The sequence below is a fragment of the Caballeronia sp. GAWG1-5s-s genome, from assembly GCF_023631445.1.
Classification (GTDB): domain Bacteria; phylum Pseudomonadota; class Gammaproteobacteria; order Burkholderiales; family Burkholderiaceae; genus Caballeronia.
Map to the genome: position 1 here is coordinate 49117 of NZ_JALQDC010000006.1, position 24903 is coordinate 74019.

The following is a 24903-nucleotide window of genomic DNA, read 5'->3' on the forward strand; positions in this document are numbered from 1 at the left end:
AGAGCGGGACGCGGCAAGCGTCCAGCGAGGCTGTCGCCGCACTGGAAAAACCGGGAAATCTGGGGAGAAGACAAGAAGAAAAGCGGAAGGTGACGAGCCCGACCCTCGGCACTGGTGGAAAGCGGCTGTGGCTGCTTCGTTCCCGACCTGACCAGGTTGACCGCGCCACCATGCGAGGAGGCCCGTCACGACGAATTGTATCACGCACCGCGCGCCGCCCGGAAGGCTCGCCGCGAACCTCACTGCAAAGCGCGACCGTGCTCTTGTGCTTCGTGCTTTCGCCCTCAGATCGTCGCTATCGGGCACGGGCAACGGATAGCAAAGTAGGCTAAGATGGCATGTGACTTACCTGTGACCGTGCGTGCTCGAGCTCGAATCGGCGGGCGCGGTGGCGGGACATTCGTTCGCTCATGAACTATAGATTCAGCGGCAAGATGAGCGGCGAAATCCTTTTCCAGTTTTCGTGTATCGTGGCGAGCATTCCAACGCGGGCCTCGAATCAATAGAGGTATTCAGACAATGAGCGAATCAATCAAGCACATCAGCGACGCTTCTTTCGAACAGGACGTCGTCAAGTCGGATAAACCTGTCCTGCTCGACTTCTGGGCCGAATGGTGCGGTCCGTGCAAGATGATTGCCCCGATCCTCGACGAAGTCGCGAAGGATTACGGCGATCGCCTGCAGATCGCGAAGATCAATGTGGACGAACACCAGTCGACGCCGGTCAAGTTCGGCGTGCGCGGCATTCCCACGCTGATCCTGTTCAAGAACGGCGCGGTCGCCGCGCAAAAGGTCGGCGCCTTGTCGAAGTCGCAACTGACCGCATTTCTCGACAGCAACCTGTAACTGCACCACAGGCGGGCGTCGGCTTTCATCGGCGCCCGCTCTGCGCGATTGCGCGCGATTCCGCGCGATTCGAATGAAAAGCGCGTGAGCCGATGTTGTCGCGCGACAACATCGGCCGAAAAGCCCCGTCCCCGGCCTATCCGAGGCTTGCGCGGCGTGTGCTATGCTAGAATCACAAGACTTCAAGAAGTATTAACTAGCAGTATTAAGTCTAGAGCGGTTCCGCTCACCTCTTCCCCAAATCTTTCTGTCGCACCTCTTCTCCCTGGCGGGAAATCCGTATGCATTTATCCGAGCTCAAGTCTCAGCACGTGTCTGCACTGATCGAGATGGCCAATGGCCTGGAGATCGAAAACGCGAACCGCCTGCGCAAGCAGGAATTGATGTTCGCGATTCTTAAAAAGCGCGCCAAGGCTGGCGACACGATTTTCGGCGACGGCACGCTCGAAGTGCTGCCCGACGGCTTCGGGTTTCTGCGCTCGCCCGAGACTTCGTATCTCGCGAGTACGGACGATATCTATATCAGTCCGTCGCAGATCCGCCGTTTCAATCTGCATACCGGCGACACCATCGAAGGCGAAGTGCGCACGCCGAAAGACGGCGAGCGCTATTTCGCGCTGGTGAAGGTCGACAAAGTCAACGGGCAGCCGCCCGAGGCCTCGAAACACAAGATCATGTTCGAGAACCTCACGCCGCTGCATCCGAATAAGCCGCTGCCGCTCGAACGCGAAATGCGCGGCGAAGAAAACGTGACGGGCCGCATCATCGACATGATCGCGCCGATCGGCAAAGGACAGCGCGGGCTGCTCGTCGCGTCGCCGAAGTCGGGCAAGACCGTGATGCTTCAGCACATCGCGCATGCGGTGAAGGCCAATCATCCGGATGTCGTGCTGTTCGTGCTCCTGATCGACGAGCGTCCCGAGGAAGTCACCGAAATGCAGCGCTCGGTCGCGGGCGAAGTGATCGCCTCGACCTTCGACGAACCCGCCGCGCGTCACGTGCAGGTGGCCGAAATGGTCATCGAGAAGGCGAAGCGCTTGGTCGAAATGAAGCATGACGTCGTGATTCTGCTCGACTCCATCACGCGTCTCGCGCGCGCCTACAACACGGTCGTGCCGGCATCGGGCAAGGTGCTGACGGGCGGTGTCGATGCGAACGCGCTGCAACGTCCGAAGCGCTTCTTCGGCGCGGCGCGCAACATCGAGGAAGGCGGATCGCTCACTATCATCGGCACGGCGCTGATCGAAACCGGCAGCCGCATGGACGACGTGATTTACGAAGAGTTCAAGGGCACCGGCAACATGGAAGTGCACCTCGAGCGCCGTCTTGCGGAAAAGCGCGTGTATCCGTCGATCAACCTGAACAAGTCGGGCACGCGCCGCGAAGAACTGCTCATCAAGCCGGATTTGCTGCAAAAGGTCTGGGTGCTGCGCAAGTTCATTCACGACATGGACGAAGTCGAAGCGATGGAATTCCTGCTCGACAAGATCCGTCAGACGAAGAGCAACTCCGAGTTCTTCGACCTGATGCGTCGCGGCGGGGGTTGATTCTCCGTCCCGCTTCGCGCTTTCATGGAACCGCCTGCATCGTCAGGCGGTTTTTTTATCTATGTGTGCTCCGCAGTCGCGATGCCGCCCGCGCGCATCCGTACAATCCGGTCTGTTCCCGGGTCATCCCGCGCAACCACTCGACCGACCGATGCCCAACCTCTTCACCCGCTGGTTCGGCGCGCAACGCCGCGAGCGCGCGCTGCGCAAGTACGCCGTCGACGACGCCCTCTGGCAGCGCACGCTCGACGCCTTCCCGTTTTTCGGCCACCTGAGCGCGCCCGACCGCGACCGCCTGCGCGAGCTGACGAGCCTGTTCATCGCGCAGAAGTCGTTTTCCACCGCGCACGAACTGGAACTGACCGACGAGATGATCGTCGCGATCGCCGCGCAGGCGTGCCTGCCGGTGCTCAACCTGAGCCTCGATCTGTACGACGGCTGGGTCGGCGTGATCGTCTATCCGGGCGAGTTCGTGATCAAGAAGACCGTGGAGGACGAAGCCGGCGTGGTGCATGAGATCGAGCACGACGCTAGCGGCGAGGCGTGGGAAGGCGGCCCGGTCGTGCTCTCGTGGGAGGACGCGCAGATGGCGGACGGCTCGGACGCGTACAACGTCGTGATTCACGAGTTCGCGCACAAGATCGACATGGTGAACGGCGAGGCTAACGGGCATCCGCCGCTCTTTCGACGCTGGCACGCGCCGCTCGACCACGCCGCGTGGTCCGACGTGTTCGACAACGCCTACGACCAGTTCTGCGCGCGCGTGGACGCCGTGCCGAAGCGCCGTTGGGCGCGCTTCGAGCGCGAATCGCTGATCGATCCGTATGCGGCGGACCATCCGTCGGAATTCTTCGCGGTATGCAGCGAGGCGCTCTTCGTCACGCCGCAGGCTTTCGAGGCCGAGTATCCCGAGTTGTATCGGCTACTCGCGCGTTATTACCGCCAAGATCCGGCGAACGTGGGCGCGCTGGCCGGGTGAGTGCTGCAAACGTCTCGGAAAAATTATCAACCGACTGATTTTCTGGCATAATCTTCGTTTTTCGACCCCCAGGCAAGTGACTCGCTAAAGCCACCGTGAACGGTGCAGTGGGTTGGCTACCGCCAGATACCAGGAAACATCATGAAAGAAGGCATTCACCCGGATTACCGCGAAGTCCTGTTCGTCGACATGTCGAACGACTTCAAGTTCGTGACCCGCTCGACCATCCAGACGCGCGAAACCGCCGAGTACAACGGCAAGACGTACCCGCTCGCGAAGATCGAAGTGTCGTCGGAATCGCACCCGTTCTACACCGGCCAGCAAAAGATCATGGACACGGCCGGCCGCGTCGAGAAGTTCAACAACAAGTTCGCGCGCTTCTCCACCAAGAAGTAAGTCGGGCTTCAGGGTTCAGCAATAAGGGCAGCTTTGGCTGCCCTTTTTTGTCCCTGCGTCTTCTGTCGCTGCATCTGTCGTCGCATCTTCGACGAGCGTCGTTGCGCGCGGTTACATGCCGACGCGGCAAGACGCTACAGAAGCCGCTGCCCGACTACAATGCCGGATGCTCCGGCCCCGCCGCGCTCTTTTGCGCACGCCTCTCGGCGGTCCGTCTCTTCATCAAGCCTTCTCGCATGCGATCTGTCGTTCGTCTGACCGCCTCCGCCACCAGCGCCCTGCCGCGCTGGCTCCTGCTCGCCATCTGCATCACGTATGCGTCGTTCGGCCTCTTCGGCCGCGATCCCTGGAAGAACGAAGACGCAGCGGGCTTCGGCGTGATGTGGACGATGGCCAACGGCGACGCCCGCGACTGGCTCCTGCCAAATCTGCTCGGCAAGGCGCCGACCGCCGACGGACCGCTGATGTACTGGCTCGGCGCGACGTTCATTCGCCTCCTGAGCCCGTGGGTCGATGCGAGCAACGCGTCGCGCGTCGTGACGGGCCTGCTCTTCTGTCTCGCATGCGCGTTCGTCTGGTATTCGACGTATCTGCTCGGCCGCCGCGAAGAAGCGCAGCCGTTCAAGTACGCGTTCGGCGGCGAGCCGGAGCCGCGCGACTATGGCCGCACCCTCGCCGACGGCGCGCTCCTGATTCTGCTCGCGTGCTTCGGCCTTGCCGAGCGCGGCCACGAAACCACGCCGCAGCTCGCGCAGTTCGCCGGCACGGCCATGCTCATCTACGGCCTCGTGCGCAGCCTCGACAAGCCGGTACACGGCGCGCTCGTGTGGGGCGCGGCGATCGGCGTCGTCGGGCTGTCGAGCTCGCCTGTGCTCGTCTTCGCGCTGCTGCTCTGCACGCTCGCCATGACCATCATCGTGCGTCAGGTGCGCGCCGCGCCCTTGCTGATCTACGGCCTGCCGGTCGCCGTCGTGCTGATCGCCGCATGGGTGTGGCCGACATTGCACTTCTTTCCCGACGACGGCGAATGGTGGCTGCGCCAATGGTGGCGCACGAGCTTCTATACGTTCTCCGGGCCGCCGTCGATCGTCTTCGGCTACGCGATGAAGAACCTGCCGCTCTTCGCGTGGCCCGCGTGGCCGCTCGCGATCTGGGCGTTCGTGAGCTGGGGCGGCATGCGCCGCTCGCCGCACGTGGCGGTGCCGTTGTCGATCATCGGGCCGTTGCTGGTGCTCGTCGTGTTGCAGGCGCACGAGACCAACCGCCTCTTCCTGCTGCTCTTGCCGCCGCTGTCCGTGCTCGCGACCTTCGCGCTGCCGACGCTCAAGCGCGGCGCGATCAACGCGATCGACTGGTTCGCGATGCTCAGCTTCACGATCATCGGCTCGCTGGTGTGGCTCGTGTGGACGGCGGGCATGATCGGCTTTCCGGCGCCGATGGCGCGCAACCTCGCGCGTCTCGTGCCGGGCTTTCATCCCGAGTTCAAGCTCATCTCGTTCGTGTGCGCGGTGGCCGTGACGGTCTGCTGGTTCCTGCTCGCCCGCTGGCGGCTCGCGCGGCATCCGAAGGTGCTGTGGCGCAGCGTCGTGTTGTCGAGCGCGGGCACCACGCTGATGTGGGTGCTGCTCATGACCCTTTGGCTGCCGGTCGTCAACTACAGCCGCACGTATCGCGACGTCGCGGAGCAGATCGCCGAACATCTTCCGCCCGACTACACGTGCATTTCGCCGGTGCGTCTCGGCGATGCGCAAATCGCGACCTTCGCTTATTTTGGCGGCATGCATTTCGCGTTCGACGAAGATTGCGATGTGATCCTCCGACAAGACCGCGCTGATTACGGCGATCCGCCGTCCATCTCGACGTTCCAGTGGAAGCTTGTGTGGGAAGGCCGCCGCGCCGCCGACCGCGACGAACGCTTCCGCCTCTACGTGCGCGTCCAGCGCCCCGCGCCGCCGGTGAAGAAGCCGTTGCGCCCGCGCACGCTGCGCCGGACACAGTAAGGCCATGCTCCCGAAGCTCTCGATCCCGAACGGCCAGGCCGGCATGTGGCGCGATGTACGCACCATCGCGGCGCTTGCGTGGCCGGTGCTGATCGGCCAGCTCGCGGTGATCGCGTTCGGCGTGATCGACACCGCGATGGTCGGCCGCTTCTCCGCCACCGACCTCGCCGCGCTCGGCCTCGGCTCGTCGGTCTATATCTCGATCTACATCGGCCTGACGGGCATTCTCGTGGCGCTTCAGCCGATTGCCGGACAGCTTTTCGGCGCGGGACGCGAGAGCGAGATCGGCGAGGAGACGCGTCAGGCGCTATGGCTCGCGGTGGCGCTGACGGTGATCGGCTTCGTGCTGCTCTTCTTCCCCGAGCCGCTTCTGAGTCTTGCTAAGGCGCCGCCCGCGCTGCACGAACGCACGGTGCAGTATCTGCGCATCTTGTCGTTCGGTTTGCCCGCGAGCCTCGCGTTTCGCGTCTACAGTTCGCTGACCAACGCGGTCGGCAAGCCGCGGCTCGTGATGTTTCTGCAAGTCGGCGGCCTGATTCTCAAATTTCCGCTCAATACGTGGTTCATTTTCGGCGGCGCGGGCGTGCCGGCGCTCGGCGGTCCGGGCTGCGCGCTCGCGAGCACGCTCATCAACTGGGTGCTGGCGGCGGTCGGCATGACGGTGCTCGTGAAGTTCGAGTTCTTCCGCCCGTTCGGCATCTTCTCGCGCTTTTCGTGGCCTGCATTCAGGCGGCAAGTCGCGCTCTTGCGGCTCGGCATTCCGATGGGGCTCTCGTATCTGATCGAAGTGACGTCGTACACGTTCATGGCGCTCTTCATCTCGCGCTTCGGCACGACGACGCTCGCGGGCCATCAGATCGCGGGCAACCTCGGCGCGGTGCTCTACATGACGCCGCTTGCCATCGGCATTGCGTCGTCCACGCTGGTTTCGCAGGCGCTCGGCGCCCGGCGCTTCGACGACGCCGCGTCGATCTCGCGGCACGGCATCGGCATGGCGTGCGTGCTGGCGTGCGTCTACGGCGTGATCCTGCTCGCCGCGCGGCCGCACATCATCGCGGCGTATACGCCCGATGCGAACGTCATCGCGGCCGCGATGCCGCTCGTGCTCATCATCGTCTTCTATCACCTCTGCGACGCGCTGCAGATCACCACCGCCTTCATTCTGCGCGCGTACAAGGTCACGCTCGTGCCGACCATCATCTATGCGATCGCGCTGTGGGGCATCGGGCTCGGCGGCGGTTATCTGCTCGGCTTCGATGTCGGCGGCGCGGTGCCCGCGTGGCTGCAAGGCGCGCGCGGATTCTGGATCGCCAATTCGCTGAGCCTCGGCGTGGCGGGCGTCGGACTGTTCGTCTACTGGCGGCGCGTGAGCGCGCGGCATCTCGATTCGGCGGACGCGGACTGAACAAGCGCGTGTCATCGAAAGCGGGAGAAAGCGTCGAAAAGTGTCGATGGCCGCGCCGCGTCGAAGGATTTCGGTAGGAGTCCCGTAAAATCTCGACCGCGTGCTCGAGACACGCACCTTCGGCGCGGTGAAGACCGGCACCGGCGGCTCGACGGCAAGCCGTTTAGCCGCGACGCCCGCGCCGCTTGGCTGCCGTGGCCGGGCCGTCACCGGCTGGAACTCGTCGATGCACGCGGCGAGGCGATCGACTCGGTTAACTTCGAAGTGCGCGGCGCCTCCGTGAAAACTGCCGCGCCTGTCGTGAAATAGCTGCCGGCGCTGGCGCACCGTTGGCACGACGAAGCGTTTCAACGACTCATTTGCTCGCGGACACAATCCGGCCGTTCGTCGCACGCCCTGCAACGTTAAAGATTGTGCGCCGACGGAGCGCTCTCCCCGGCCTCATGCACAATGCGGACAGCCCGCGTTCGAAACACGGATTTGTCCTATCCTTAACGGCATCGTCCGTTTGCCGGACCGTGCGGCCTTCGTTTCCTTCGTTTCGTTTGTTCCGTTAATCTGCCTGGAGTGTCGTCATGCTGAGAAAGCTGTTGATGCTGTGCCTCGCGTTCACGCTGTCCATCGGCGCGGCGTTTGCCGCCGTCGATGTCAATACCGCCGATCAAGCCGCGCTCGATTCGGTCAAGGGCCTCGGGCCCGTCAAATCGAAGGCGATCGTCGACGAACGCACGAAGAACGGCCCGTTCAAGGACGCCGACGATCTCGCCAATCGCGTCAAAGGACTCGGCGCCAAGTCGGTCGCCAAGCTGGAAGAGAACGGCCTGACCATCGGCGGATCTTCGCTGCCGCCGACCGGCAAGGCATCGAAGCCCGCCGCGACGGCTTCTCACGGCGCGGCCACGCCGAACTCGACCATCAAGTCATCGGCGGCGGCGACCGCTGCGACATCGCCCGCGGCCACGACCGCCCAGACGCCGGCCGTCGCCCCGGCATCGGGCCCGGCGGGTGCTTCGGCTTCCACCACTGCTTCGGCCAAGAAGTCGGGCGCCACGACTGCGACGGCAACGAGCGACGCAAAGCCCTCGAAATCGAAGCGAAAGAAAGACAAGGCGGCGAGCGCGTCGGCTGCCAGCCTGTAATTCATCTGCAACCTTTAGTACTGAGACTGCCATGAGCCTACTCGATATCCTCGCCTCTTCCCTCGGCAATTCGTCGCAACAAGGCGGCCAGACTGGTCAGCCGGGTCAATCCGGCCAGGCCGCGCTGATCGCGGCGGCGCTCGAATTCGTGAACCACCAGCCCGGCGGCATCATGGGGCTGATTCAGCGTTTCCATCAGAACGGCGCGGGCGATATCGTCTCGTCGTGGATCGGCAACGGCGAGAACAAGCCCATCAGCCCGGGCCTCCTGACCAACGTGCTCGGCGCGGACAACGTCGGCGCGCTCGCGCAAAAGGCGGGCGTGTCGGGCGATCAGCTCTCCGGCATGCTTGCGGCGGTGCTGCCGCATATCGTCGATCGCGCGACGCCCAACGGCGAAGTCCCGCCCGAAGGCAAGCTCGACCTGACGGGCGTGCTCGGCTCGCTGGGCGGTCTCGCAGGCCTGTTCGGCAAGAGCGAGGAGCCGAAGCAAGGATAAGCGCGATCGTCCGGTCGCACGCTTGGCCCCGCGCCCGGCTCGCGCCGGCGCGGGGCCTTTGCTTTTTGCTTTTGCTTACGAAGCAGCCGCTCGCACATCGCAGGCAAAAAAAAGGCAACGAATCGCTTCGTTGCCTTCGAAAGAAATTGAGCTCTAGTGGGCCTTAATGCACCACTCGATCGAACACGAACTCGCCGTCCCGGACGTCGACCGGAATGACGTCCTTCGGTCCGAAGCGCCCGGCGAGAATCAGCTTGGCGACCGGGTTCTCGATCTCCTGCTGAATCGCGCGCTTCAGCGGCCGCGCGCCGAACACCGGGTCGTAGCCCACCTTGCCGACCTGCTCCAGCGCGGCATCTGACACGTCCAGCTGCATGTCGAGCTTCGCCAGCCGGTCGTGCAGACGCTGCAACTGAATCTTCGCGATCGACTCGATATTCGCGCGATCCAGCGAGTGGAACACGACGACGTCGTCGATACGGTTCAGGAACTCGGGCCGGAAATGCAGCTTCACTTCTTCCCAGACCGCGTCCTTCACGGCTTCCTGCGGCTCGCCGACCATGCCCTGAATCACCTGCGAGCCGAGGTTCGAGGTCATCACGATTACGGTGTTCTTGAAGTCCACGGTGCGGCCCTGACCGTCGGTCATGCGGCCGTCGTCGAGCACTTGCAAGAGCACATTGAACACGTCCGGATGCGCCTTCTCGATTTCATCGAGCAGGATCACGCTATACGGCTTGCGGCGCACGGCTTCGGTCAGATAGCCGCCTTCCTCGTAGCCGACGTACCCCGGCGGCGCGCCGATCAGCCGCGCGACGCTGTGCTTTTCCATGAACTCGCTCATGTCGATGCGGATCAGATGATCTTCCGAATCGAACAGGAACGCCGCGAGCGCCTTGCACAGCTCGGTCTTGCCGACGCCCGTCGGCCCGAGGAACAGGAACGATCCATACGGACGGTTCGGGTCCGACAAACCGGCGCGCGAACGGCGAATGGCATCCGCGACCGCGCCGATCGCCTCGTCCTGACCGACGACGCGCTCGTGCAGCTTGCTCTCGATCTGCAAGAGCTTCTCGCGCTCGCCCTGCATCATGCGCGACACCGGAATGCCGGTGGAACGCGAAACCACTTCCGCGATTTCCTCCGCGCCGACCTGTGTGCGCAGCAGCCGCGGGCGCGTCGGGTTGTTCTGCTCCTCCGATTCCGCCTGCGTGACCTGCTTCAGCCGCGCTTCGAGTTCGGGCAGCTTGCCGTACTGCAACTCGGCGACCTTTTCGAGCTTGCCCTCGCGCTGCAAACGCGCGATGTCGGCGCGCACCTTCTCGATCTCTTCCTTCAGTTGCGCGCTGCCCTGCACCGCCGCCTTCTCAGCGGTCCAGATCTCTTCGAGGTCCGAATATTCGCGATTCAGCCGGTCGATTTCCTCTTCGATCAGTTGCAGGCGCTTCTGCGATGCTTCGTCCTTCTCCTTCTTCACGGCCTCGCGCTCGATCTTCAGCTGAATGAGACGGCGGTCCAGCTTGTCCATCTCTTCGGGCTTCGAATCGATTTCCATCTTGATGCGCGACGCAGCTTCGTCGATCAGGTCGATGGCCTTGTCCGGCAAGAAGCGGTCCGTAATATAGCGATGCGACAGTTCCGCCGCCGCGACGATAGCCGGGTCGGTGATCTCGACGCCGTGGTGCAGCTCGTACTTCTCCTGCAAGCCGCGCAGGATCGCGATAGTCGCTTCCACCGACGGTTCATCAACCAGCACTTTCTGGAAGCGCCGTTCCAGCGCCGCGTCCTTCTCGATGTACTTGCGGTATTCATCCAGCGTAGTCGCGCCGATGCAGTGCAGCTCGCCGCGCGAGAGCGCCGGCTTCAGCATGTTGCCCGCGTCCATCGCGCCTTCGGCCTTGCCTGCGCCGACCATCGTGTGGATTTCGTCGATAAAGACGATGGTCTGCCCTTCGTCCTTCGCGATGTCGTTAAGCACGGCCTTCAGACGCTCCTCGAACTCGCCGCGATACTTCGCGCCCGCGAGCAGCGCCGCCATGTCGAGCGACAGCACGCGCTTGCCCTTGAGCGTTTCCGGCACCTCGCCGTTGACGATGCGCTGCGCGAGGCCCTCGACGATGGCCGTCTTGCCGACGCCCGGCTCGCCGATCAGCACCGGATTGTTCTTCGTGCGGCGCTGGAGGATCTGGATCGAGCGGCGGATTTCGTCGTCGCGGCCGATCACCGGGTCAAGCTTGCCGGCGCGGGCGCGCTCGGTCAGATCGACGGTGTACTTCTTCAGCGCCTCGCGCTGGCTCTCGGCGTCCTGGCTGTTCACCTGCGCGCCGCCGCGCACGGCATTGATGGCCGCTTCAAGCGCGCGCCGCGTGAGCCCGTGCTGCTTGGCGATACGCCCGGCTTCGCCCTTGTCGTCCGCCACGGCGAGCAGGAACATCTCGCTCGCGATGTAGGTGTCGTTGAGCTTTTGCGCTTCCTTGTCGGCGTTGTTCAGAAGACCGGCGAGGTCGCGGCTCACTTGAACGTTTCCGTCCGTGCCCTGAACTTGCGGCAGGCGGCTGATGGCTTCGTTGAGCGCGGCCTGCAACGCCTGAACCTGCACGCCGGCATGCGAAAGCAGCGAGCGCGCGGAGCCGTCGCGTTGCGCGATCAACGCGGAAAGCAGATGCACGGGCTCGATGTACTGGTTGTCGTTGCCGACAGCCAGACTTTGCGCGTCCGACAGTGCTTCCTGAAATTTGGTAGTGAGTTTGTCGATTCTCATTTTTGGTGAGCTCCAATTCGAATACAACCAAAATGAGGCGCTTTCGGGCGGTTTCAAGCGCGCAAACCGCTCATTCCGTGGGTTTTTTGCAAGATTGGCCGCGTCCGAAACGCGCCGCGGCGCTTTCGAAAGACCGCGCTGTGCAGGTTTCGTTCAGTGCCGCGTGATCGTGCGGATGGGCCGGTCAGGACGAAGCGGCGCGCGGGACGAGCGCAGTGGCGTACGGAGCATCGACGGGCGCGATGCCGAGCAGCCGCGCGAGCTCGCTCGCGGGCTCGGACAACTCGCCGACCGTGTGCTTGTCGAGTTCGGCGAGGAAGGCATCGCGCGCCGCCGCCAGCACGCCGCGCAGGCGGCAAGCCGGCTGAATCGCGCAATGGCGGCCGTCCGTCTGCGCACCGAAGCAGCCGACGAGCGCGAAGTCGCTCTCGGTTTCCCTGACGATGTCGCCGATGGTCAGCCCGCGCGAGCGCGCCGCGAGCCGCAGACCGCCGTGACGTCCGCGCACGGTTTCCACCCACCCGAGGTCTCCGAGTTGCTGGACGATCTTCATCAGGTGATTCTTGGAGATGCCGTAGGCGTCGGAGATCTCGCGGATGGTCGAGAGCCGCGCCGGTCGCACCGACAGATACAGCAGGACACGCAGCGCATAATCGGTGTAGTCGGTCAGTCGCATGGCCTCGGTGCGTCGGACGGCGGAGTGGAAAAAAGCCGAGGTTGCGTGAATCGACTGACGGGCGAACGAGGCCGGACAAATCCGCGCGGCGGCCGGGGCCATCGCCCGCGCGAGCGTCACAGGGTCTAATATCCGCTCGCGGCAGTCGCGACAAAACCGTCACGCGCCAGAGCACTGCTCAACATTCTGCGCCACTTGGGTGCTTTGCGTCAGCCAGATTCGCGATGATTCCGCCGCTGACGTGAGACTTACCGTTTGCAGCCATGAAGTCTTCAGCCATGAACCGAGACGAAACGAGTCACGCCCTCACCCGCGAGCGCGAGCCCACGGAAAGCAACATCCGCGCGCTGGTCGAGGCGTTCTATCGCCGCGTGGACGACGATCCGCTGCTCGGCCCGATCTTCGCGCGGCAACTGACCGGCCGTTGGGACGAGCATCTCGCGAAGATGACGACGTTCTGGTCGAGCCTCGTGCTCGGCTCGAAGCAATATCGGGGGAACGTGCAGGAGGCGCATCGGCCGCTGGAGGGCATCGAGCCGCAGCACTTCGCGCGCTGGCTGTCGCTGTTTCTGAACACCGTCGAAGCGCGCTATGAGCCCGGCGCGGCGGTGCAGTTCATGGAGCCGGCGCTGCGCATCGCGCAAAGTCTCCAGTTGAGCAAGTTCGGCTGGGACTACCGGATTCCCGAGGCGCAGGAAGCCCTGCTCGCGGCGCTCAAGCGCCAACGCACCGGCGGCCGGGATGAGCCGCGTTTCCCCGAGCGCCCGGCAGGCGAGCCGTTCCCGACGAAGTTCGTCGGCAAGCCGGCCGACGAAGACTGACGCGCGTATAAGCGGCGCGGCGGCGTCCGGCTGCCAAAGCAGCGCCGTGAACAAGCGCGACGACTAGAACCACTGCCGCTGGTCAACCCGCAGGCCGCGTCCAGCGCGCAAGTGCCGCGTCGTCGGATTCGCGGGCGTCGACCCAGCGCTCGCCCTGCTCCGTCTTTTCCTTCTTCCAGAACGGCGCCTGCGTCTTCAGGTAATCCATCACGAACGCGCACGATTCGAACGCTTCCGCGCGATGCATCGCGGTCGTCGCGACGAGCACGATCTGATCGAGCGGCTTCAGCTTGCCGACGCGATGCACGATGAGCACATCCGAGCCGCGCCACCGTTCGCGCGCCTGATCGGCAATCGCTTCGAGCGACTTCTCGGTCATGCCCGGATAGTGCTCCAGTTCCATCGTCTCGACGGCGCTGCCTTCGTTCAGATCCCGCACCGTGCCGACGAAACACGCGACCGCGCCGACCTTCGGATTGTCGGCGCGCAGCGCGGCCACTTCGGCGCTGATGTCGAAGTCGGCTTCCTGCACGCGGACTTTCGCATGCGTTCCCATGTCAGCCACCCGTGACCGGCGGGAAGAACGCGACTTCGCAGCCATCGGTGATGCGCTGCGAGGCATTCGTCATCACGTGATTGCAGGCCATGCGCAATGCGCGGCCTTCCGCGAGCGTCTCGGCCCACACGCCGCCGCGCATGCGCAGCCAGGCGCGCACGTCGCCGACGTTGACGACCGTATCCGGCACGCTCACCGTCTCGTTCGCGACGCCCAGCGCCTCGCGCACGCTCGCAAAAAATCTCAGTTCGACTTTCATGGGACTTCGTTCCTTACCGCATCAACTCTGAAAAGGGAATGAACCGCACCGTCTCGCCCGCGCTGATCGCGTGATTCGGCGGATTGTCGATGAGGCCGTCGCCCCAGACGGTGGACGTGAGCACCGCCGAACTCTGGTTCGGGAAGAGATCGAGGCCGCCGCCGTCGTTCACGCGCGCGCGCAGGAACTCGTTGCGCCGATCGCCCTTCCTCTGCGTGAAGTCGGCGCGCATGGAGTAGACGCGCGGCGCGACATCCTCGACGCCCGCGAGGCGCAGCACGAACGGCCGCACGAACAGCAAGAACGTGCAGAAGCTCGAAACAGGATTGCCCGGCAAGCCGATGAAGAACGCCTCCTGCCCGCCTTCGCCGCGACGGACCGCGCCGAACGCGAGCGGCTTGCCCGGCTTCATCGCGATCTGCCACATCGCGATGCGCCCTTCTGCTTCGACCGCCGGCTTCACATGATCTTCCTCGCCGACGGAAACGCCGCCGCACGTCAGAATCAGATCGTGGTCGAGCGCGGCGCGGCGCAGCGTGTCGCGCGTGGCGTCGAGCCGGTCGGCCACGATGCCGAAGTCCGTCACGTCGCAGCCGAGCTTCGCGAGCAGCGCGCGCAGCGTGAAGCGGTTCGAGTTGTAGATGGCGCCAGGCGCGAGCGGCTCGCCGGGCATGCGCAGTTCGTCGCCGGTGAAGAAAATCGCGACGCGCACGCGCCGCGTTACATCGAGCGCCGCGCAGCCGACCGACGCCGCGAGACCGAGCGCCTGCGGCGTCAGCCGCGTGCCCGCGCGCAGAATGACCGAGCCGCGCTCGATGTCCGCGCCCTGCCGCGTGATCCATTCGCCGGCAGCGGGCGGCTGCGTGAATGCCACGGTGCCATCGTCCGACGCCTGCGCCATTTCCTGCATCACGACGGCATCCGCGCCCGGCGGCACCGTCGCGCCCGTGAAAATGCGCGCCGCCGTGCCTGCCGCGAGCGGCTCGGCCGCTTGACCGGCCGGGATGCGCTGGGAGACGCGCAGCGCGACCGGCGCGGCGTCGCTGGCGGCGGCGAGATCGGCGGCGCGAACCGCGTAGCCGTCCATCGCGCTGGTGTGCATCGGCGGGACGTCGAGCGGTGAGGTCACGTCGGCGGCGAGCACGCGCCCGAGCGCGTCGAGCGTGTCGATACGCTCGGTGTCCGTCACCGGGCGCGCGGCGTCGAGCAGACGACCGAGGGCATCGGCTGTGGCGAGCATCGGAGGACGAGATGAACCGGCTGACGGAGAGGACATGGCTTCGCTGGAGCGCGGCGCGCTGAAGGAATGGAAAAATGAGGCGATCGGCAACTATTGTAGCGACTCATCGCGCGGCACCCGACGCCCGCGCCGCGCGCGAAAGCTGCCCCGCCCCAGTGATACACTCGCAGCACACTTCCAGCGTCCATTTCCATGAAATTCTGTTCCGTCTGCGGCCACGAGGTCGGCCTGAGCATTCCGCCCGGCGACAACCGCGAGCGATTCGTCTGCAACAACTGCGGCACCGTGCACTATCAGAACCCGCGCAACGTCGTCGGCACCGTGCCCGTGTGGGACGACAAGGTGCTTCTGTGCCGCCGCGCGATCGAGCCACGCTACGGCTACTGGACGCTGCCCGCCGGCTTCATGGAAATGGAAGAGACGACGAGCGAAGGCGCCGCCCGCGAAACGCTGGAAGAAGCCGGCGCGCGCGTCGAAATCCAGAGCCTGTTCACGCTGCTGAACGTGCCGCACGTGCATCAGGTGCATCTGTTCTATCTCGCGCGGCTGCTCGATATCGAGCTGGACCCCGGCGAAGAAAGTCTGGAAGTGCGGCTCTTTGAGGAGAGCGAAATTCCGTGGGACGAGATCGCGTTCCCGACCGTCGGCCAGACGCTGCGCTTTTTCTTCGCCGACCGCGCCGCCGGCAACTTCACGCTGCATACCGGCGACATTTTCCGCACGCTGCGCGAAGGTTGAACGGCGCACGACGATCATGGTTCCCTGGCTCGCCCACGACGATCCGTTCCCGCCGGTCGAGCGCGCGCTCGGCGCATCGAGCGGCGCGCCGGGCTTGCTCGCCGCGAGCGCCGATCTTCTGCCCTCGCGGCTCGTCGACGCCTACCGGCGCGGCATCTTCCCGTGGTATTCGGACGGACAGCCCGTGCTGTGGTGGAGCCCCGATCCGCGCATGGTGCTCGTGCCCGCCGAGTTCAAGGTGTCGCATTCGCTGCGCAAGACGTTGAAGCGGATTGTTCGCGACGACGCGTGGGAAGTGCGCGTCGATCACGACTTTCCCGCCGTGATGCGCGCCTGCGCCGACACGCCGCGCGAAGGCCAGCGCGGCACGTGGATCACGGCGGATATCGTGGAGGCTTATACGTCGCTGCATCGCGCGGGCGAGGCGCACAGCATCGAAACCTGGCGCGACGGCGTGCGCGTGGGCGGGCTGTATGGCGTGTCGTTCGGGCGCATGTTCTTCGGCGAATCCATGTTCGCGCACGAAACGGATGCCTCGAAAATCGCGCTCGCGGCACTCGTCGGACACTTGCGCCGCCACAAAATAGAGATGATAGACTGCCAGCAGAACACGTCGCATCTGGCGTCGCTGGGCGGCCGCGAGATCCCCCGCCGCGCGTTCGTCGCGCATCTGCGCCGCGCGGTCGCCGAAGCGCCGATCCCGTGGCGCTTCGACAAGTCCGTGCTGACCGACCTCACCGGCACGGCCGCGCCCCGATCATCCTGAGCCCGCGCCGGGCGCACCGTTTGCGACACGAGTACTCAGACACGCACGATCCGCCGCGCACGCCTTCGCCAGTCGCGAAGCGCACGCGGCAATGAAGAGACGACGCCTGCGAGAGCCGCCAAAGTGACACATCCGAACGAGCTGCCACTGTCACCGCTTTCCGCGCTGCAATTCTATGCAACAGCGCCCTACCCTTGCAGTTATCTGGAAGGGCGCGTGGCGCGCTCGCAAGTCGCGACGCCCAGCCACCTGATCAACTCGGACGTCTACACGGAACTCGTCAAGGCGGGCTTCCGGCGCTCGGGCGTGTTCACGTATCGCCCGTACTGCGACGGCTGCCGCGCTTGCGTGCCGGTGCGCGTGCCCGTCGCGCGCTTCGCGCCGAACCGCGCGCAGCGGCGCGTGTGGAAGCAGCACGGCAATCTGATCGCGAGCGTCGCGCCGTTGCATTACGACGAGGAACACTACGCGCTCTACATGCGCTATCAGTCGGCGCGGCACGCGGGCGGCGGCATGGACCGCGACAGCCGCGATCAGTACGAGCAGTTCCTGCTGCAAAGCCGGATCAACTCGCGGCTCGTCGAGTTCCGCGAGCCTGCGTCGCCCGACACGCCCGACGCGCCCGGCGCGCTGCGCATGATCAGCATGATCGACATTCTCGGCGACGGGCTCTCGTCCGTGTACACGTTCTTCGAGCCCAATCTGCCGAAGACGAGCTACGGCACTTTCAACATCCTCTGGCAAATCGAGCAGGCAAGAAGCCTGGACTTGCCGCACGTCTATCTCGGCTACTGGATTCGCGAGAGCGAAAAGATGGCCTACAAGGCCAATTTCCGGCCGCTGGAAGGGCTCGTCGATGGGCGCTGGTCGGTGCTCGATCCCGCGACGACGCACTCGGCCGGCGCCCTGCCGATGCCGGGCCGCAGCACCGGGCCGGGCCAGCCGAAATAACGGCGTCCACGCGCCATGTCATCCGGCTCCGGGCGCGCGCGACAAAGCCGCTAAAATAGCGGTCTTAAAAAAATTCGCCGTCGCCGGCGCTCATCCGTGCTCAGTTCTCTCTACCCGCTCGCGCGTTCGCGCCTTTTTCGCATGGACGCGGAAGACGCGCATCACCTGACCTTGCGCATGCTCCGCGCGGCCGGCCGCACCGGACTGGCCGGCGTGCTCGGCAAGCGCGGCCCCGATTCGCCGCGCACCGTGATGGGCCTCACGTTCCGGAATCCGGTCGGCCTCGCGGCGGGACTGGACAAGGACGGCGCGTGCATCGACGGGCTCGCCGCGCTGGGCTTCGGCTTCATCGAAGTGGGCACCGTGACGCCGCGCGCGCAGCCGGGCAACCCGCGCCCGCGCATCTTCCGCTTGCCTGAGGCGGGCGCGCTCATCAACCGGATGGGCTTCAACAACGGCGGTGTCGATCAGTTCGTCGCGAACGTGCAGGCCGCGCGTTATCGCGGCGTGCTCGGGCTCAACATCGGCAAGAACGCGGATACGCCGATGGAGCGCGCCGCCGAAGACTATCTGTACTGTCTCGAACGCGTGTATCCGTTCGCGAGCTACGTGACGATCAACATCTCGTCGCCGAACACGAAGAACCTGCGGCAACTTCAGGGCGCGGGCGAGCTCGACGCGCTGCTCGGCGCGCTGAAGGACAAGCAGCAGCGTTTGTCGGACCTGCACGGCAAGCTCGTGCCGCTCGCGCTGAAGATCGCGCCCGATCTCGACGACGAGCAGATCAAGTCGATCGCGGGCACGCTGCTCGCGCATCGCATCGACGGCGTGATCGCCACCAACACGACGCTTTCGCGCACCGCCGTCGCCGGCATGAAGCACGGCGACGAAGCGGGCGGCCTGTCGGGGCGTCCGGTGTTCGATGCATCAAACGAAGTGATCCGCAAACTGCGCGCGGAAGTGGGCACGGAAGTGCCGATCATCGGCGTGGGCGGCATCTTCTCCGGCGCGGATGCGCGCGCGAAGCTCGCGGCGGGCGCATCGCTCGTGCAGATTTACACGGGGCTGATTTATCGCGGGCCGGCGCTCGTCACCGAATGCGTCGAGTCGCTCGCGCAGGGAATATAGACATAAGCAAACGATCTTACGCGCCGGTTGCAGTTTCTCTATGATGCCGCACCTAACGGGCGCGGCGCTGGAACAAGCGGCGCGCCACTTTGCCAACACGAGGAGAACAACACGATGAACCTGTCCACGCTCAAGAAGCTCGTCGCCGCCAGCCTGATCGGCGCGGCGTTCACCGCGGTCACGGCCACGGCGCACGCAGAAGACCTGCTCGATCAGGTCAAGCAGCGCGGCACGCTGCGCGTCGGTCTGGAAGGCACGTTCCCGCCGTTCAACTCGAAGGCGCCGTCGGGCGAGCTCGTCGGCTTCGACGTGGACATCGCGAAAGCCGTCGCCGCCAAGCTCGGCGTGAAGCCCGAGTTCGTCACGACGGAGTGGAGCGGCATCATCGCGGGCCTGCAGGCAGGCAAGTTCGACGTGATCGTGAACCAGGTCGGCATCACCGACAAGCGCAAGGAAACGCTCGACTTCTCGCCGGCGTACACGTACTCGAACGCGCAGCTGATCCAGCGCGCCGACGACAAGCGTGACTTCAAGTCGCTCGAAGATCTGAAGGGCAAGAAGCTCGGCGTCGGCCTCGGCACGAACTACATGGACATGGCGAAGTCGGTGCCGGGCATCGACGTGAAGACGTACCCGGGCGCGCCCGAATATCTGCGCGATCTGGCCGCGGGCCGTCTGGACGCCGCGCTCAACGACCGCCTGATGCTCGCGTACTTGCTCAAGAACTCGCAATTGCCGCTGCGCACGGGCGCGAACGTCGGCGCGGGCAATCCGTCGGGCATCCCGTTCAAGAAGGGCAATCCGAAGTTCGCGAAGGCGATCGACGACGCGATGACCCAGCTCGAACAGGACGGCACGTTCGCGAAGATCTCCGACAAGTGGTTCGGCATCGACGTGACGAAGCCGGCGAAGTAAGCACGCAGACACGCGAGCGCACGCATGATCGGGCGGCATCGTCTCACGGTGCCGCCCTTCTCTTTTTCGCGCCCGGTTTATGATGTGCGCTTTCGCGCGCCGCCCGGCTTTTCGTTTCGATCCGCGCGCTTTCCGCTTACGTTTTCCCGTTCATGTCGACCACTTCCCTGCTGGTTCAATCGGCGCCGGTGCTGGCGCAAGGCGCGCTGCTGACGATCAAGTTCGCGCTGTACTCGATGTTCTTCGGCCTCATCGCGGCCACGGTGCTGGCGCTGATGGGCATCAGCCGCAATCGCGCGCTCGTCGGCATCGGGCGCGTGTACGTCAGCGTGATGCGCGGCACGCCGCTCCTCGTGCAAATCTTCGTGATCTATTACGGCTTGCCGAGCCTCGGCATCTCGCTCGAACCGACGCCGGCGGGCGTCATCGCGCTATCGGCCAACGTCGCGGCGTATCTGTCGGAAAGCATGCGCGGCGCGATTCTCGGCATTCACAGCGGGCAATGGCTCGCGGCGTACAGTCTCGGCCTGTCACGCACGCAGACGCTGCGCTACGTGATCGGGCCGCAGGCGCTGCGCATCGCGGTGCCGAGTCTTTCGAACAGCCTCATCAGTCTCATCAAGGACACGTCGCTCGTGTCGGTCATCACCGTGACCGAGCTATTGCGCAGCGCGCAGGAAGTGATCGCGGCGACTTATCAGCCGCTGCCGCTCTATCTGGCGGCGGCCTTCGTGTACTGGCTGCTGTGCAGCGTGCTGGAAGTCGTGCAGCGCGTGTTCGAGCGGCGGCTCGCGCTGCCCGGGCGGCATTGATACACGCGCGGCCTCGTTCAGTCTTCCTCGAACGGGAAGTGCACGCCCAGATCGCGCCGCGCGGCATCCATGATCGCCATCATGCGCATGGACATGACATGCGGCATCACCGGACTTTCGGTTACACCCGCGCGCAGCAGCTCGCAGAAGTGCGCGGTCTCGTAGTTGAGGCCGCCGCCTGAAAACGGCTCGTCGAGCTCCACCTTGCGACCGTCCGTATAGGCGATGGTCGCGCGAGATGGGTTCCACCAGTTCTCGTGAATCACCACGGTGCCTTTCGTGCCGCCGACGAGCGCGTCGCCGCGTCCTTGCAGGTCCATTCCGCAGAAAAGCTGCGCGATGCCGCGCTCGTGCCGCACGTTCAGACTCGCGAAGACATCGACGCCCGTCGCGCCGACGCGACCGATCGTCTGCACGTCGAGCGCCTCGCCGAGCCAGTCGACGGCGAGAAACGCTTCGTAGATGCCGATATCGAGCAACGCGCCGCCGCCCGCTTCGAGTGAAAAGGATGGATGATCGGCCGGCACGTTCGCCATCGAGCAGCCCGCGCGCAAGAGGCCGATATCGCCGATCGAATCGGCCTGCAGATGATCGCGCAAGCGCCGATACAGCGGGTAGAACGGCGGCTTCATCGCCTCCATGAAGAGGACCTTCGCGCCACGCGCCGCGTCGATCATCTGCTGCAAGATGCGCGCGTTCACGGCCGCGGGCTTCTCGCATAACACGGGCTTGCCCGCGGCGAACGCGCGCAACGCATAGTGCGGATGGCTGTCCTGCATCGTCGCGACGTAGAGCGCGTCGATGTTCGCGAGCAAGGTATCGAAGTCATCGAATGCGGTCGCGCCGAACGGCTCGGCGAGCGCGCGCGCCGACTCGGGCCGCCGCGACGTCACGCCCGCGAGCGTCGCGCCCTCGACGTGTTGCAGGCTCTCGGCGAAGCGCCGCGCGATGCGGCCCGCGCCGACGATGCCCCAGCGTATCGATTCCATGCAGGTTGCCTCCGGATATATGAACTTGCGGGGATTGTGCCTGATCGCGCCGCGCGAAAACGACAAAGCCGGGCACGAGGCCCGGCTTTCATCGGACGATGCGATTGCTTGGCGCCTTCGCGCCGACAGCGCCAGCGAGCTCGAACCCGCTCAGGCTCCGGCCGACGCGTTCACGTCCGGCGGCGACACCGGCTGGCTCGGCTGACTCATGCGTTCGAGCGAGAAGGCGCGCCCCACTTCCTCCGCCGCGAGATCGACGAGCGAGCGCGTCGCGCGTTCGGCGGCTGCCGGGTCTTTCGCCTCGATCGCCTCGACGACGCTGCGCTGCGCCGCGAGCGTCGCCTCGCGCACGGACTCGATGCCGTCCACGATCGGATTCACCGTCACGAGCGCGCCGCGCACGATGGCCGTCATTTGCCGGAAGAACTGGTTGCCGCTCGCGGCCACGATGCGCGTATGCAGCACTTCGTCCGCGGCCTGATACTCGGGCTCGCCGACCTGAAGGCGCGAAAGCGCCTCGAACGCGTCGCGGATGCCGGCGATCTCGTCGGGCGTCGCGCGCGCGGCGGCGAGCGCGGCGGCGCGCGGCTCGATCAGCATGCGGAATTCGATTACATCCCGCAAGAAAGTCTGATCCGGCTTCGCGCGAAAACGCCACGACACCACGTCTTCGTCGATGAGACGCCAGTCGCTCATCGGCCGGATGCGCGTGCCGGTTTTCGGCCGCACGTCCAGCATGTGACGGGCGAGCAGCATCGAGAGCGCTTCGCGCATGACGGTGCGGCTCACGTCGAACTCTTTCGAAAGGATGTCTTGCGGCGGCAGTATCGCGCCGTATTTCTGCTCGACGATCCCCGAGACGAGCCCGTCCATGACCTTCGCCACCAGCGACCGCTCTTTGTTTTCATCCATCACACTTCTCCCCTATCCGCCTGTCCGTAGCCCATGTGTGTCTGTGCGCGTCGCTCTCACGCGTCCCGTGGCGGCCAAGGCGACGAATTTCCGAACATCCATTCGTCGCACTACACGTTGCGTCTTCGTCGCGTCGAAAACCAGTGCGGAATTTCCTGACAGGGTATTCCCTCTGATCGCCGCGCCAAGGCGCCTACGCTTGCCGCCGTTCCTAGTCGTTGCGCACGCGTATGCCGCATTCGCTGCGGTATTCGTACGCTCAATTTCCTGTGCTCGCGCCGCGCGGGCGCCGTCATTCCTCAGGGAAACTGATGAATGACGGCGTCGCAGCGCGGCGTTTTTTGTGTTTTTTTTTCGGCTAGAAAACGTCAGCCGTTCATGCACTCATTTGAGCAAGCATCTCGTAGGCTTTCTGTGCGAACGCGAACGCTCGCTCGCGCGGGGGCGGCTATTGTATGACGCGATTACCGAAATTCTCATGCAGTGCTTAGTTCATGAGAATGCCGCTTTGAAACGCCGTCGCATCGTCTTGCGCGGCGTATGGGGGCGCTTACATGGCGCCGTCGGAGGCGCGCGGACGCCTCGCGTGCATGCGTTGATCGCGACGTTGCAGCGACTCGCGCTCGGCAAGCGTCTGCTGATAGATGGCCACGTATTCGCTGCCGACTCTTTCGACTGAAAGCCGCTGAATGTCTTCCCGCGCGCGCGACGCATACTGCCCGCGGGCTTGCGAATCGAGCAGCAGCCAGCGCAGCTTCACGGCGGCCTGCGCCGGATCGCCCGGTGGCACTAGCACGCCCGCGCCGCCGCCATCGAGCAATTCGGGAATGCCGCCCACGCGCGTCGCGAGAATGGCGCAGCCCGCTTCGCGCGCCTCGGCGATCACGAGCGGACACGGGTCCTGATGCGACAGGAGCGCAAAGACATCGGCGTTCGCGAGATAAGGGCGCGGGTCGGTCACGAAGCCCGTGAAATGAACAGCCGATTGCAGGCCGAGTTCGGCGGCGAGCGCTTCCATCGACTCGCGTTCGGGACCATCGCCGATCAGATACAAGTGCGGCTCCGCGATGAAGTCCCGCTGATGCGCCGTTTGTTCGCGCACCATCGCGAAGGCTTTCAAGAGATCCGCGATGCCTTTCCTCCGATACATCCCCGCGACGCAGACGACGCTCGGCCGCTTCATGTGCACCGGACGCGCCGCGGGACGACACGTGAGGCGCGGCGCGCCGACGGCGCCATTGAGCACGACCGACACGCGTTCGCGTCCGATGCCGCGCTCCTCCAGCGTGCGAGCGACGGCATCGCTCACGGCGACCATGCGATCGCCCGCGCGCACGAGCGACGCGCTCTTCTGCAGTTCGTGATGCACGGTGGTCACGAGCGCGAAGCGGCGTCGCATGCTGCCGAAACGCGAGATGAGCGCGCCCGTCATCATGTGCGCGTGAACGATGTCGGGATCGAAGCGATCGATGAGACGATTGAAGCCCGCGATCATCGACGGCACGCGCCAGGGCTGTCGCGACTGCTGCAATGGAATATGCGTGATGCCATGACGCCGCAACAGCGGCTCGAAGCCGCCGCCCGACGATGCGACGACCACGTCGTGTCCCATGCGCGCCTCCATGCATGCGAGATCGACCATCATGTTGACGGTGCCGTTGCCGATGATCTGCGCGTGGTTGGCGAGATGGACTATTCGCATGAGGGTGCCGGTTGCGCGCGTGCCGGCACACGTGAAGACGCCGGCCGCGCGGTTCGTTATCGTTTTGAAGAAGAGCTACAGGTACCGCGAACACGCGCGCGCCGAAGACAAGCGGCGCGCGTCGGGCTTCAGAGCAGTTCGTACGTATTGGCGAACGCGTTGGCGCCCGCTTGCTGCGACTTGCTGGCGCTCGTTTCGCGCGTCGTGCGGCCTTTTCTTGTCAGACCGATATAGGGCATGCCGTGTTCGAGGAACGGTCCTTCGGTCTTGCGAAAGCCGAACGCTTCGTAGAACGCGCGCAGACTCACGGGCGCCGTGAGCCGCACCGCGCGGCCCGGCCAACGTTCGGCGCACACGTTGAGCACGCGTTCGATGAGCGCGTGCGCGGTGCCATCGCCACGGCGCAGCGGACTCGTCAGGATCTTGTCCACGACGACTTCGGGATCTTCCATATCGCCTTCGTGAATGCGGGCGTAAGCGAGCACCGGCATCGGGCGCGTCATGTCGTCCGTGGCGAAGACGTGCACGCCGGTTTCATCGCGGCCGTCCGCATCGAGATGCACATGCGATTGCTCGACGACGAACACCGCACTGCGCGCACGCAGAATCAGATAAAGCTCGCGCGCAGTGAGCTGTTCGAAATCCAGGGTCTTCCAATTCATTGGTTGTTCTCCTTGCTGCCGGTTTCTCACCGGCGTTGCGACGATTGAACGTTACGTCCCGCGAAACAAGCTTTCAGTGCGGGGGCGCACCGACTCCAGGGCTTGCGGCCCCGTCAAATAAGGTCAACCACACAAGAGGGCGTCTTCGGGGAAAAGGACGCCTTCACGAGATCCATCGCGACATGTCATCGAGTTCCGCGCCAC

The 24903-nt window shown here is 64.8% G+C and carries 24 protein-coding genes, 1 other RNA gene and 1 pseudogene; 16 read left to right on the forward strand and 10 right to left on the reverse strand.

Annotated features, from left to right (window positions below; all coding sequences use genetic code 11):
• Positions 1-88: 88 nt before the first annotated feature.
• Positions 89-187: signal recognition particle sRNA small type (gene ffs, locus NCR34_RS08160), an RNA gene on the reverse strand.
• Between the two features lie 332 nt (positions 188-519).
• Here ffs and trxA point away from each other — a divergent pair.
• The 9 genes and pseudogenes from trxA (at position 520) to NCR34_RS08205 (ending at position 8811) form a co-directional block, all read left to right on the forward strand.
• Positions 520-846, forward strand: a complete 327-nt coding sequence (trxA, locus tag NCR34_RS08165; RefSeq protein WP_008349330.1) for a thioredoxin TrxA — start codon at positions 520-522, stop codon at positions 844-846.
• A gap of 281 nt (positions 847-1127) precedes the next feature.
• A complete protein-coding gene (gene rho / locus NCR34_RS08170; RefSeq protein ID WP_159836362.1) occupies positions 1128-2393 on the forward strand; it encodes a transcription termination factor Rho in 1266 nt (421 codons plus the stop codon).
• 151 nt (positions 2394-2544) lie between these two features.
• On the forward strand, positions 2545-3372 hold the full coding sequence (locus NCR34_RS08175) for a M90 family metallopeptidase (RefSeq protein WP_250499547.1): 828 nt from the start codon (positions 2545-2547) through the stop codon (positions 3370-3372).
• Between the two features lie 141 nt (positions 3373-3513).
• A complete protein-coding gene (locus NCR34_RS08180) occupies positions 3514-3768 on the forward strand; it encodes a type B 50S ribosomal protein L31 (protein WP_175940459.1) in 255 nt (84 codons plus the stop codon).
• Between the two features lie 236 nt (positions 3769-4004).
• Positions 4005-5768 carry an ArnT family glycosyltransferase gene (locus NCR34_RS08185; protein ID WP_250499548.1) on the forward strand — a complete coding sequence of 588 codons (1764 nt, stop codon included), beginning with the start codon at positions 4005-4007 and terminating at the stop codon, positions 5766-5768.
• Between the two features lie 43 nt (positions 5769-5811).
• Positions 5812-7173, forward strand: coding sequence for an MATE family efflux transporter (locus tag NCR34_RS08190; RefSeq protein ID WP_250499589.1), 1362 nt, complete (start codon positions 5812-5814; stop codon positions 7171-7173).
• 144 nt (positions 7174-7317) lie between these two features.
• Positions 7318-7482: pseudogene (locus NCR34_RS08195) on the forward strand (hypothetical protein); the annotation flags it as partial.
• 266 nt (positions 7483-7748) lie between these two features.
• A complete protein-coding gene (locus NCR34_RS08200; protein WP_250499549.1) occupies positions 7749-8312 on the forward strand; it encodes a ComEA family DNA-binding protein in 564 nt (187 codons plus the stop codon).
• 31 nt (positions 8313-8343) lie between these two features.
• Positions 8344-8811: a YidB family protein gene (locus tag NCR34_RS08205; protein ID WP_250499550.1), complete on the forward strand. Its 468-nt coding sequence runs from the start codon at positions 8344-8346 to the stop codon at positions 8809-8811.
• A 163-nt stretch (positions 8812-8974) separates the two neighbouring features.
• On the opposite strand, the gene clpB is transcribed toward NCR34_RS08205, so the two are convergent.
• Positions 8975-11572: an ATP-dependent chaperone ClpB gene (gene clpB, locus NCR34_RS08210; RefSeq protein WP_248319962.1), complete on the reverse strand. Its 2598-nt coding sequence runs from the start codon at positions 11570-11572 to the stop codon at positions 8975-8977.
• A 184-nt stretch (positions 11573-11756) separates the two neighbouring features.
• Entirely contained in the window at positions 11757-12248 is a 492-nt protein-coding gene (locus NCR34_RS08215) for an Rrf2 family transcriptional regulator (RefSeq protein ID WP_248319963.1), read from the reverse strand.
• Positions 12249-12526: 278 nt separating this feature from the next.
• Here NCR34_RS08215 and NCR34_RS08220 point away from each other — a divergent pair, with 278 nt between their 5' ends.
• Positions 12527-13069, forward strand: a complete 543-nt coding sequence (locus tag NCR34_RS08220; protein WP_250499551.1) for a group III truncated hemoglobin — start codon at positions 12527-12529, stop codon at positions 13067-13069.
• 82 nt (positions 13070-13151) lie between these two features.
• Here NCR34_RS08220 and moaE read toward each other — a convergent pair whose 3' ends face one another.
• The 3 genes from moaE to NCR34_RS08235 are packed head-to-tail and all read right to left on the reverse strand — an operon-like array spanning position 13152 to position 15124.
• A complete protein-coding gene (moaE, locus tag NCR34_RS08225) occupies positions 13152-13625 on the reverse strand; it encodes a molybdopterin synthase catalytic subunit MoaE (RefSeq protein ID WP_250499552.1) in 474 nt (157 codons plus the stop codon).
• Between the two features lies 1 nt (position 13626).
• Positions 13627-13884, reverse strand: a complete 258-nt coding sequence (moaD, locus tag NCR34_RS08230; protein WP_035970519.1) for a molybdopterin converting factor subunit 1 — start codon at positions 13882-13884, stop codon at positions 13627-13629.
• A gap of 13 nt (positions 13885-13897) precedes the next feature.
• Entirely contained in the window at positions 13898-15124 is a 1227-nt protein-coding gene (locus NCR34_RS08235) for a molybdopterin molybdotransferase MoeA (protein ID WP_350029426.1), read from the reverse strand.
• A 192-nt stretch (positions 15125-15316) separates the two neighbouring features.
• Here NCR34_RS08235 and NCR34_RS08240 point away from each other — a divergent pair, with 192 nt between their 5' ends.
• The 6 genes from NCR34_RS08240 to NCR34_RS08265 all read left to right on the forward strand — a co-directional run bounded on the left by NCR34_RS08240 (position 15317) and on the right by NCR34_RS08265 (position 20434).
• Positions 15317-15862, forward strand: a complete 546-nt coding sequence (locus tag NCR34_RS08240) for an NUDIX hydrolase (RefSeq protein WP_175940470.1) — start codon at positions 15317-15319, stop codon at positions 15860-15862.
• Positions 15863-15878: 16 nt separating this feature from the next.
• Positions 15879-16628 (forward strand): leucyl/phenylalanyl-tRNA--protein transferase, encoded by a 750-nt coding sequence (gene aat / locus NCR34_RS08245; protein ID WP_250499554.1) that lies wholly within the window; start codon positions 15879-15881, stop codon positions 16626-16628.
• 123 nt (positions 16629-16751) lie between these two features.
• Positions 16752-17579, forward strand: a complete 828-nt coding sequence (locus NCR34_RS08250; RefSeq protein ID WP_248319967.1) for an arginyltransferase — start codon at positions 16752-16754, stop codon at positions 17577-17579.
• A 96-nt stretch (positions 17580-17675) separates the two neighbouring features.
• The gene (locus NCR34_RS08255) at positions 17676-18707 is read left to right on the forward strand and encodes a quinone-dependent dihydroorotate dehydrogenase (RefSeq protein WP_248319968.1); all 1032 of its coding nucleotides are present in this window, start codon (positions 17676-17678) and stop codon (positions 18705-18707) included.
• Between the two features lie 114 nt (positions 18708-18821).
• Positions 18822-19622, forward strand: coding sequence for a cystine ABC transporter substrate-binding protein (locus NCR34_RS08260; protein ID WP_175940474.1), 801 nt, complete (start codon positions 18822-18824; stop codon positions 19620-19622).
• A 152-nt stretch (positions 19623-19774) separates the two neighbouring features.
• Positions 19775-20434 carry an amino acid ABC transporter permease gene (locus NCR34_RS08265; RefSeq protein ID WP_175940475.1) on the forward strand — a complete coding sequence of 220 codons (660 nt, stop codon included), beginning with the start codon at positions 19775-19777 and terminating at the stop codon, positions 20432-20434.
• Between the two features lie 17 nt (positions 20435-20451).
• On the opposite strand, the gene NCR34_RS08270 is transcribed toward NCR34_RS08265, so the two are convergent.
• From NCR34_RS08270 to NCR34_RS08285, 4 genes are all read right to left on the reverse strand, one after another.
• Positions 20452-21423: a Gfo/Idh/MocA family protein gene (locus NCR34_RS08270; RefSeq protein WP_250499555.1), complete on the reverse strand. Its 972-nt coding sequence runs from the start codon at positions 21421-21423 to the stop codon at positions 20452-20454.
• 150 nt (positions 21424-21573) lie between these two features.
• A complete protein-coding gene (locus NCR34_RS08275) occupies positions 21574-22335 on the reverse strand; it encodes a FadR/GntR family transcriptional regulator (RefSeq protein ID WP_250499556.1) in 762 nt (253 codons plus the stop codon).
• Positions 22336-22885: 550 nt separating this feature from the next.
• Positions 22886-24037: a glycosyltransferase family 4 protein gene (locus tag NCR34_RS08280; RefSeq protein ID WP_250499557.1), complete on the reverse strand. Its 1152-nt coding sequence runs from the start codon at positions 24035-24037 to the stop codon at positions 22886-22888.
• Between the two features lie 128 nt (positions 24038-24165).
• Positions 24166-24699 carry a GNAT family N-acetyltransferase gene (locus tag NCR34_RS08285; RefSeq protein ID WP_250499558.1) on the reverse strand — a complete coding sequence of 178 codons (534 nt, stop codon included), beginning with the start codon at positions 24697-24699 and terminating at the stop codon, positions 24166-24168.
• Positions 24700-24903: the final 204 nt, after the last annotated feature.

What these genes read in the sequence shown, in the direction of transcription:
- NCR34_RS08275 (WP_250499556.1), bottom strand. Translation starts at nt 22,335, where the DNA reads ATGGATGAAAACAAAGAGCGGTCGCTGGTGGCGAAGGTCATGGACGGG.
- moaD (WP_035970519.1), bottom strand. Translation starts at nt 13,884, where the DNA reads ATGAAAGTCGAACTGAGATTTTTTGCGAGCGTGCGCGAGGCGCTGGGC.
- NCR34_RS08215 (WP_248319963.1), bottom strand. Translation starts at nt 12,248, where the DNA reads ATGCGACTGACCGACTACACCGATTATGCGCTGCGTGTCCTGCTGTAT.
- trxA (WP_008349330.1), top strand. Translation starts at nt 520, where the DNA reads ATGAGCGAATCAATCAAGCACATCAGCGACGCTTCTTTCGAACAGGAC.
- NCR34_RS08280 (WP_250499557.1), bottom strand. Translation starts at nt 24,037, where the DNA reads ATGCGAATAGTCCATCTCGCCAACCACGCGCAGATCATCGGCAACGGC.
- NCR34_RS08205 (WP_250499550.1), top strand. Translation starts at nt 8,344, where the DNA reads ATGAGCCTACTCGATATCCTCGCCTCTTCCCTCGGCAATTCGTCGCAA.
- aat (WP_250499554.1), top strand. Translation starts at nt 15,879, where the DNA reads ATGGTTCCCTGGCTCGCCCACGACGATCCGTTCCCGCCGGTCGAGCGC.
- clpB (WP_248319962.1), bottom strand. Translation starts at nt 11,572, where the DNA reads ATGAGAATCGACAAACTCACTACCAAATTTCAGGAAGCACTGTCGGAC.
- NCR34_RS08260 (WP_175940474.1), top strand. Translation starts at nt 18,822, where the DNA reads ATGAACCTGTCCACGCTCAAGAAGCTCGTCGCCGCCAGCCTGATCGGC.
- NCR34_RS08180 (WP_175940459.1), top strand. Translation starts at nt 3,514, where the DNA reads ATGAAAGAAGGCATTCACCCGGATTACCGCGAAGTCCTGTTCGTCGAC.
- NCR34_RS08190 (WP_250499589.1), top strand. Translation starts at nt 5,812, where the DNA reads ATGTGGCGCGATGTACGCACCATCGCGGCGCTTGCGTGGCCGGTGCTG.
- NCR34_RS08285 (WP_250499558.1), bottom strand. Translation starts at nt 24,699, where the DNA reads ATGAATTGGAAGACCCTGGATTTCGAACAGCTCACTGCGCGCGAGCTT.
- NCR34_RS08220 (WP_250499551.1), top strand. Translation starts at nt 12,527, where the DNA reads ATGAACCGAGACGAAACGAGTCACGCCCTCACCCGCGAGCGCGAGCCC.
- NCR34_RS08265 (WP_175940475.1), top strand. Translation starts at nt 19,775, where the DNA reads ATGTCGACCACTTCCCTGCTGGTTCAATCGGCGCCGGTGCTGGCGCAA.
- NCR34_RS08185 (WP_250499548.1), top strand. Translation starts at nt 4,005, where the DNA reads ATGCGATCTGTCGTTCGTCTGACCGCCTCCGCCACCAGCGCCCTGCCG.
- NCR34_RS08200 (WP_250499549.1), top strand. Translation starts at nt 7,749, where the DNA reads ATGCTGAGAAAGCTGTTGATGCTGTGCCTCGCGTTCACGCTGTCCATC.
- NCR34_RS08240 (WP_175940470.1), top strand. Translation starts at nt 15,317, where the DNA reads ATGAAATTCTGTTCCGTCTGCGGCCACGAGGTCGGCCTGAGCATTCCG.
- rho (WP_159836362.1), top strand. Translation starts at nt 1,128, where the DNA reads ATGCATTTATCCGAGCTCAAGTCTCAGCACGTGTCTGCACTGATCGAG.
- moaE (WP_250499552.1), bottom strand. Translation starts at nt 13,625, where the DNA reads ATGGGAACGCATGCGAAAGTCCGCGTGCAGGAAGCCGACTTCGACATC.
- NCR34_RS08175 (WP_250499547.1), top strand. Translation starts at nt 2,545, where the DNA reads ATGCCCAACCTCTTCACCCGCTGGTTCGGCGCGCAACGCCGCGAGCGC.
- NCR34_RS08235 (WP_350029426.1), bottom strand. Translation starts at nt 15,124, where the DNA reads ATGCTCGCCACAGCCGATGCCCTCGGTCGTCTGCTCGACGCCGCGCGC.
- NCR34_RS08270 (WP_250499555.1), bottom strand. Translation starts at nt 21,423, where the DNA reads ATGGAATCGATACGCTGGGGCATCGTCGGCGCGGGCCGCATCGCGCGG.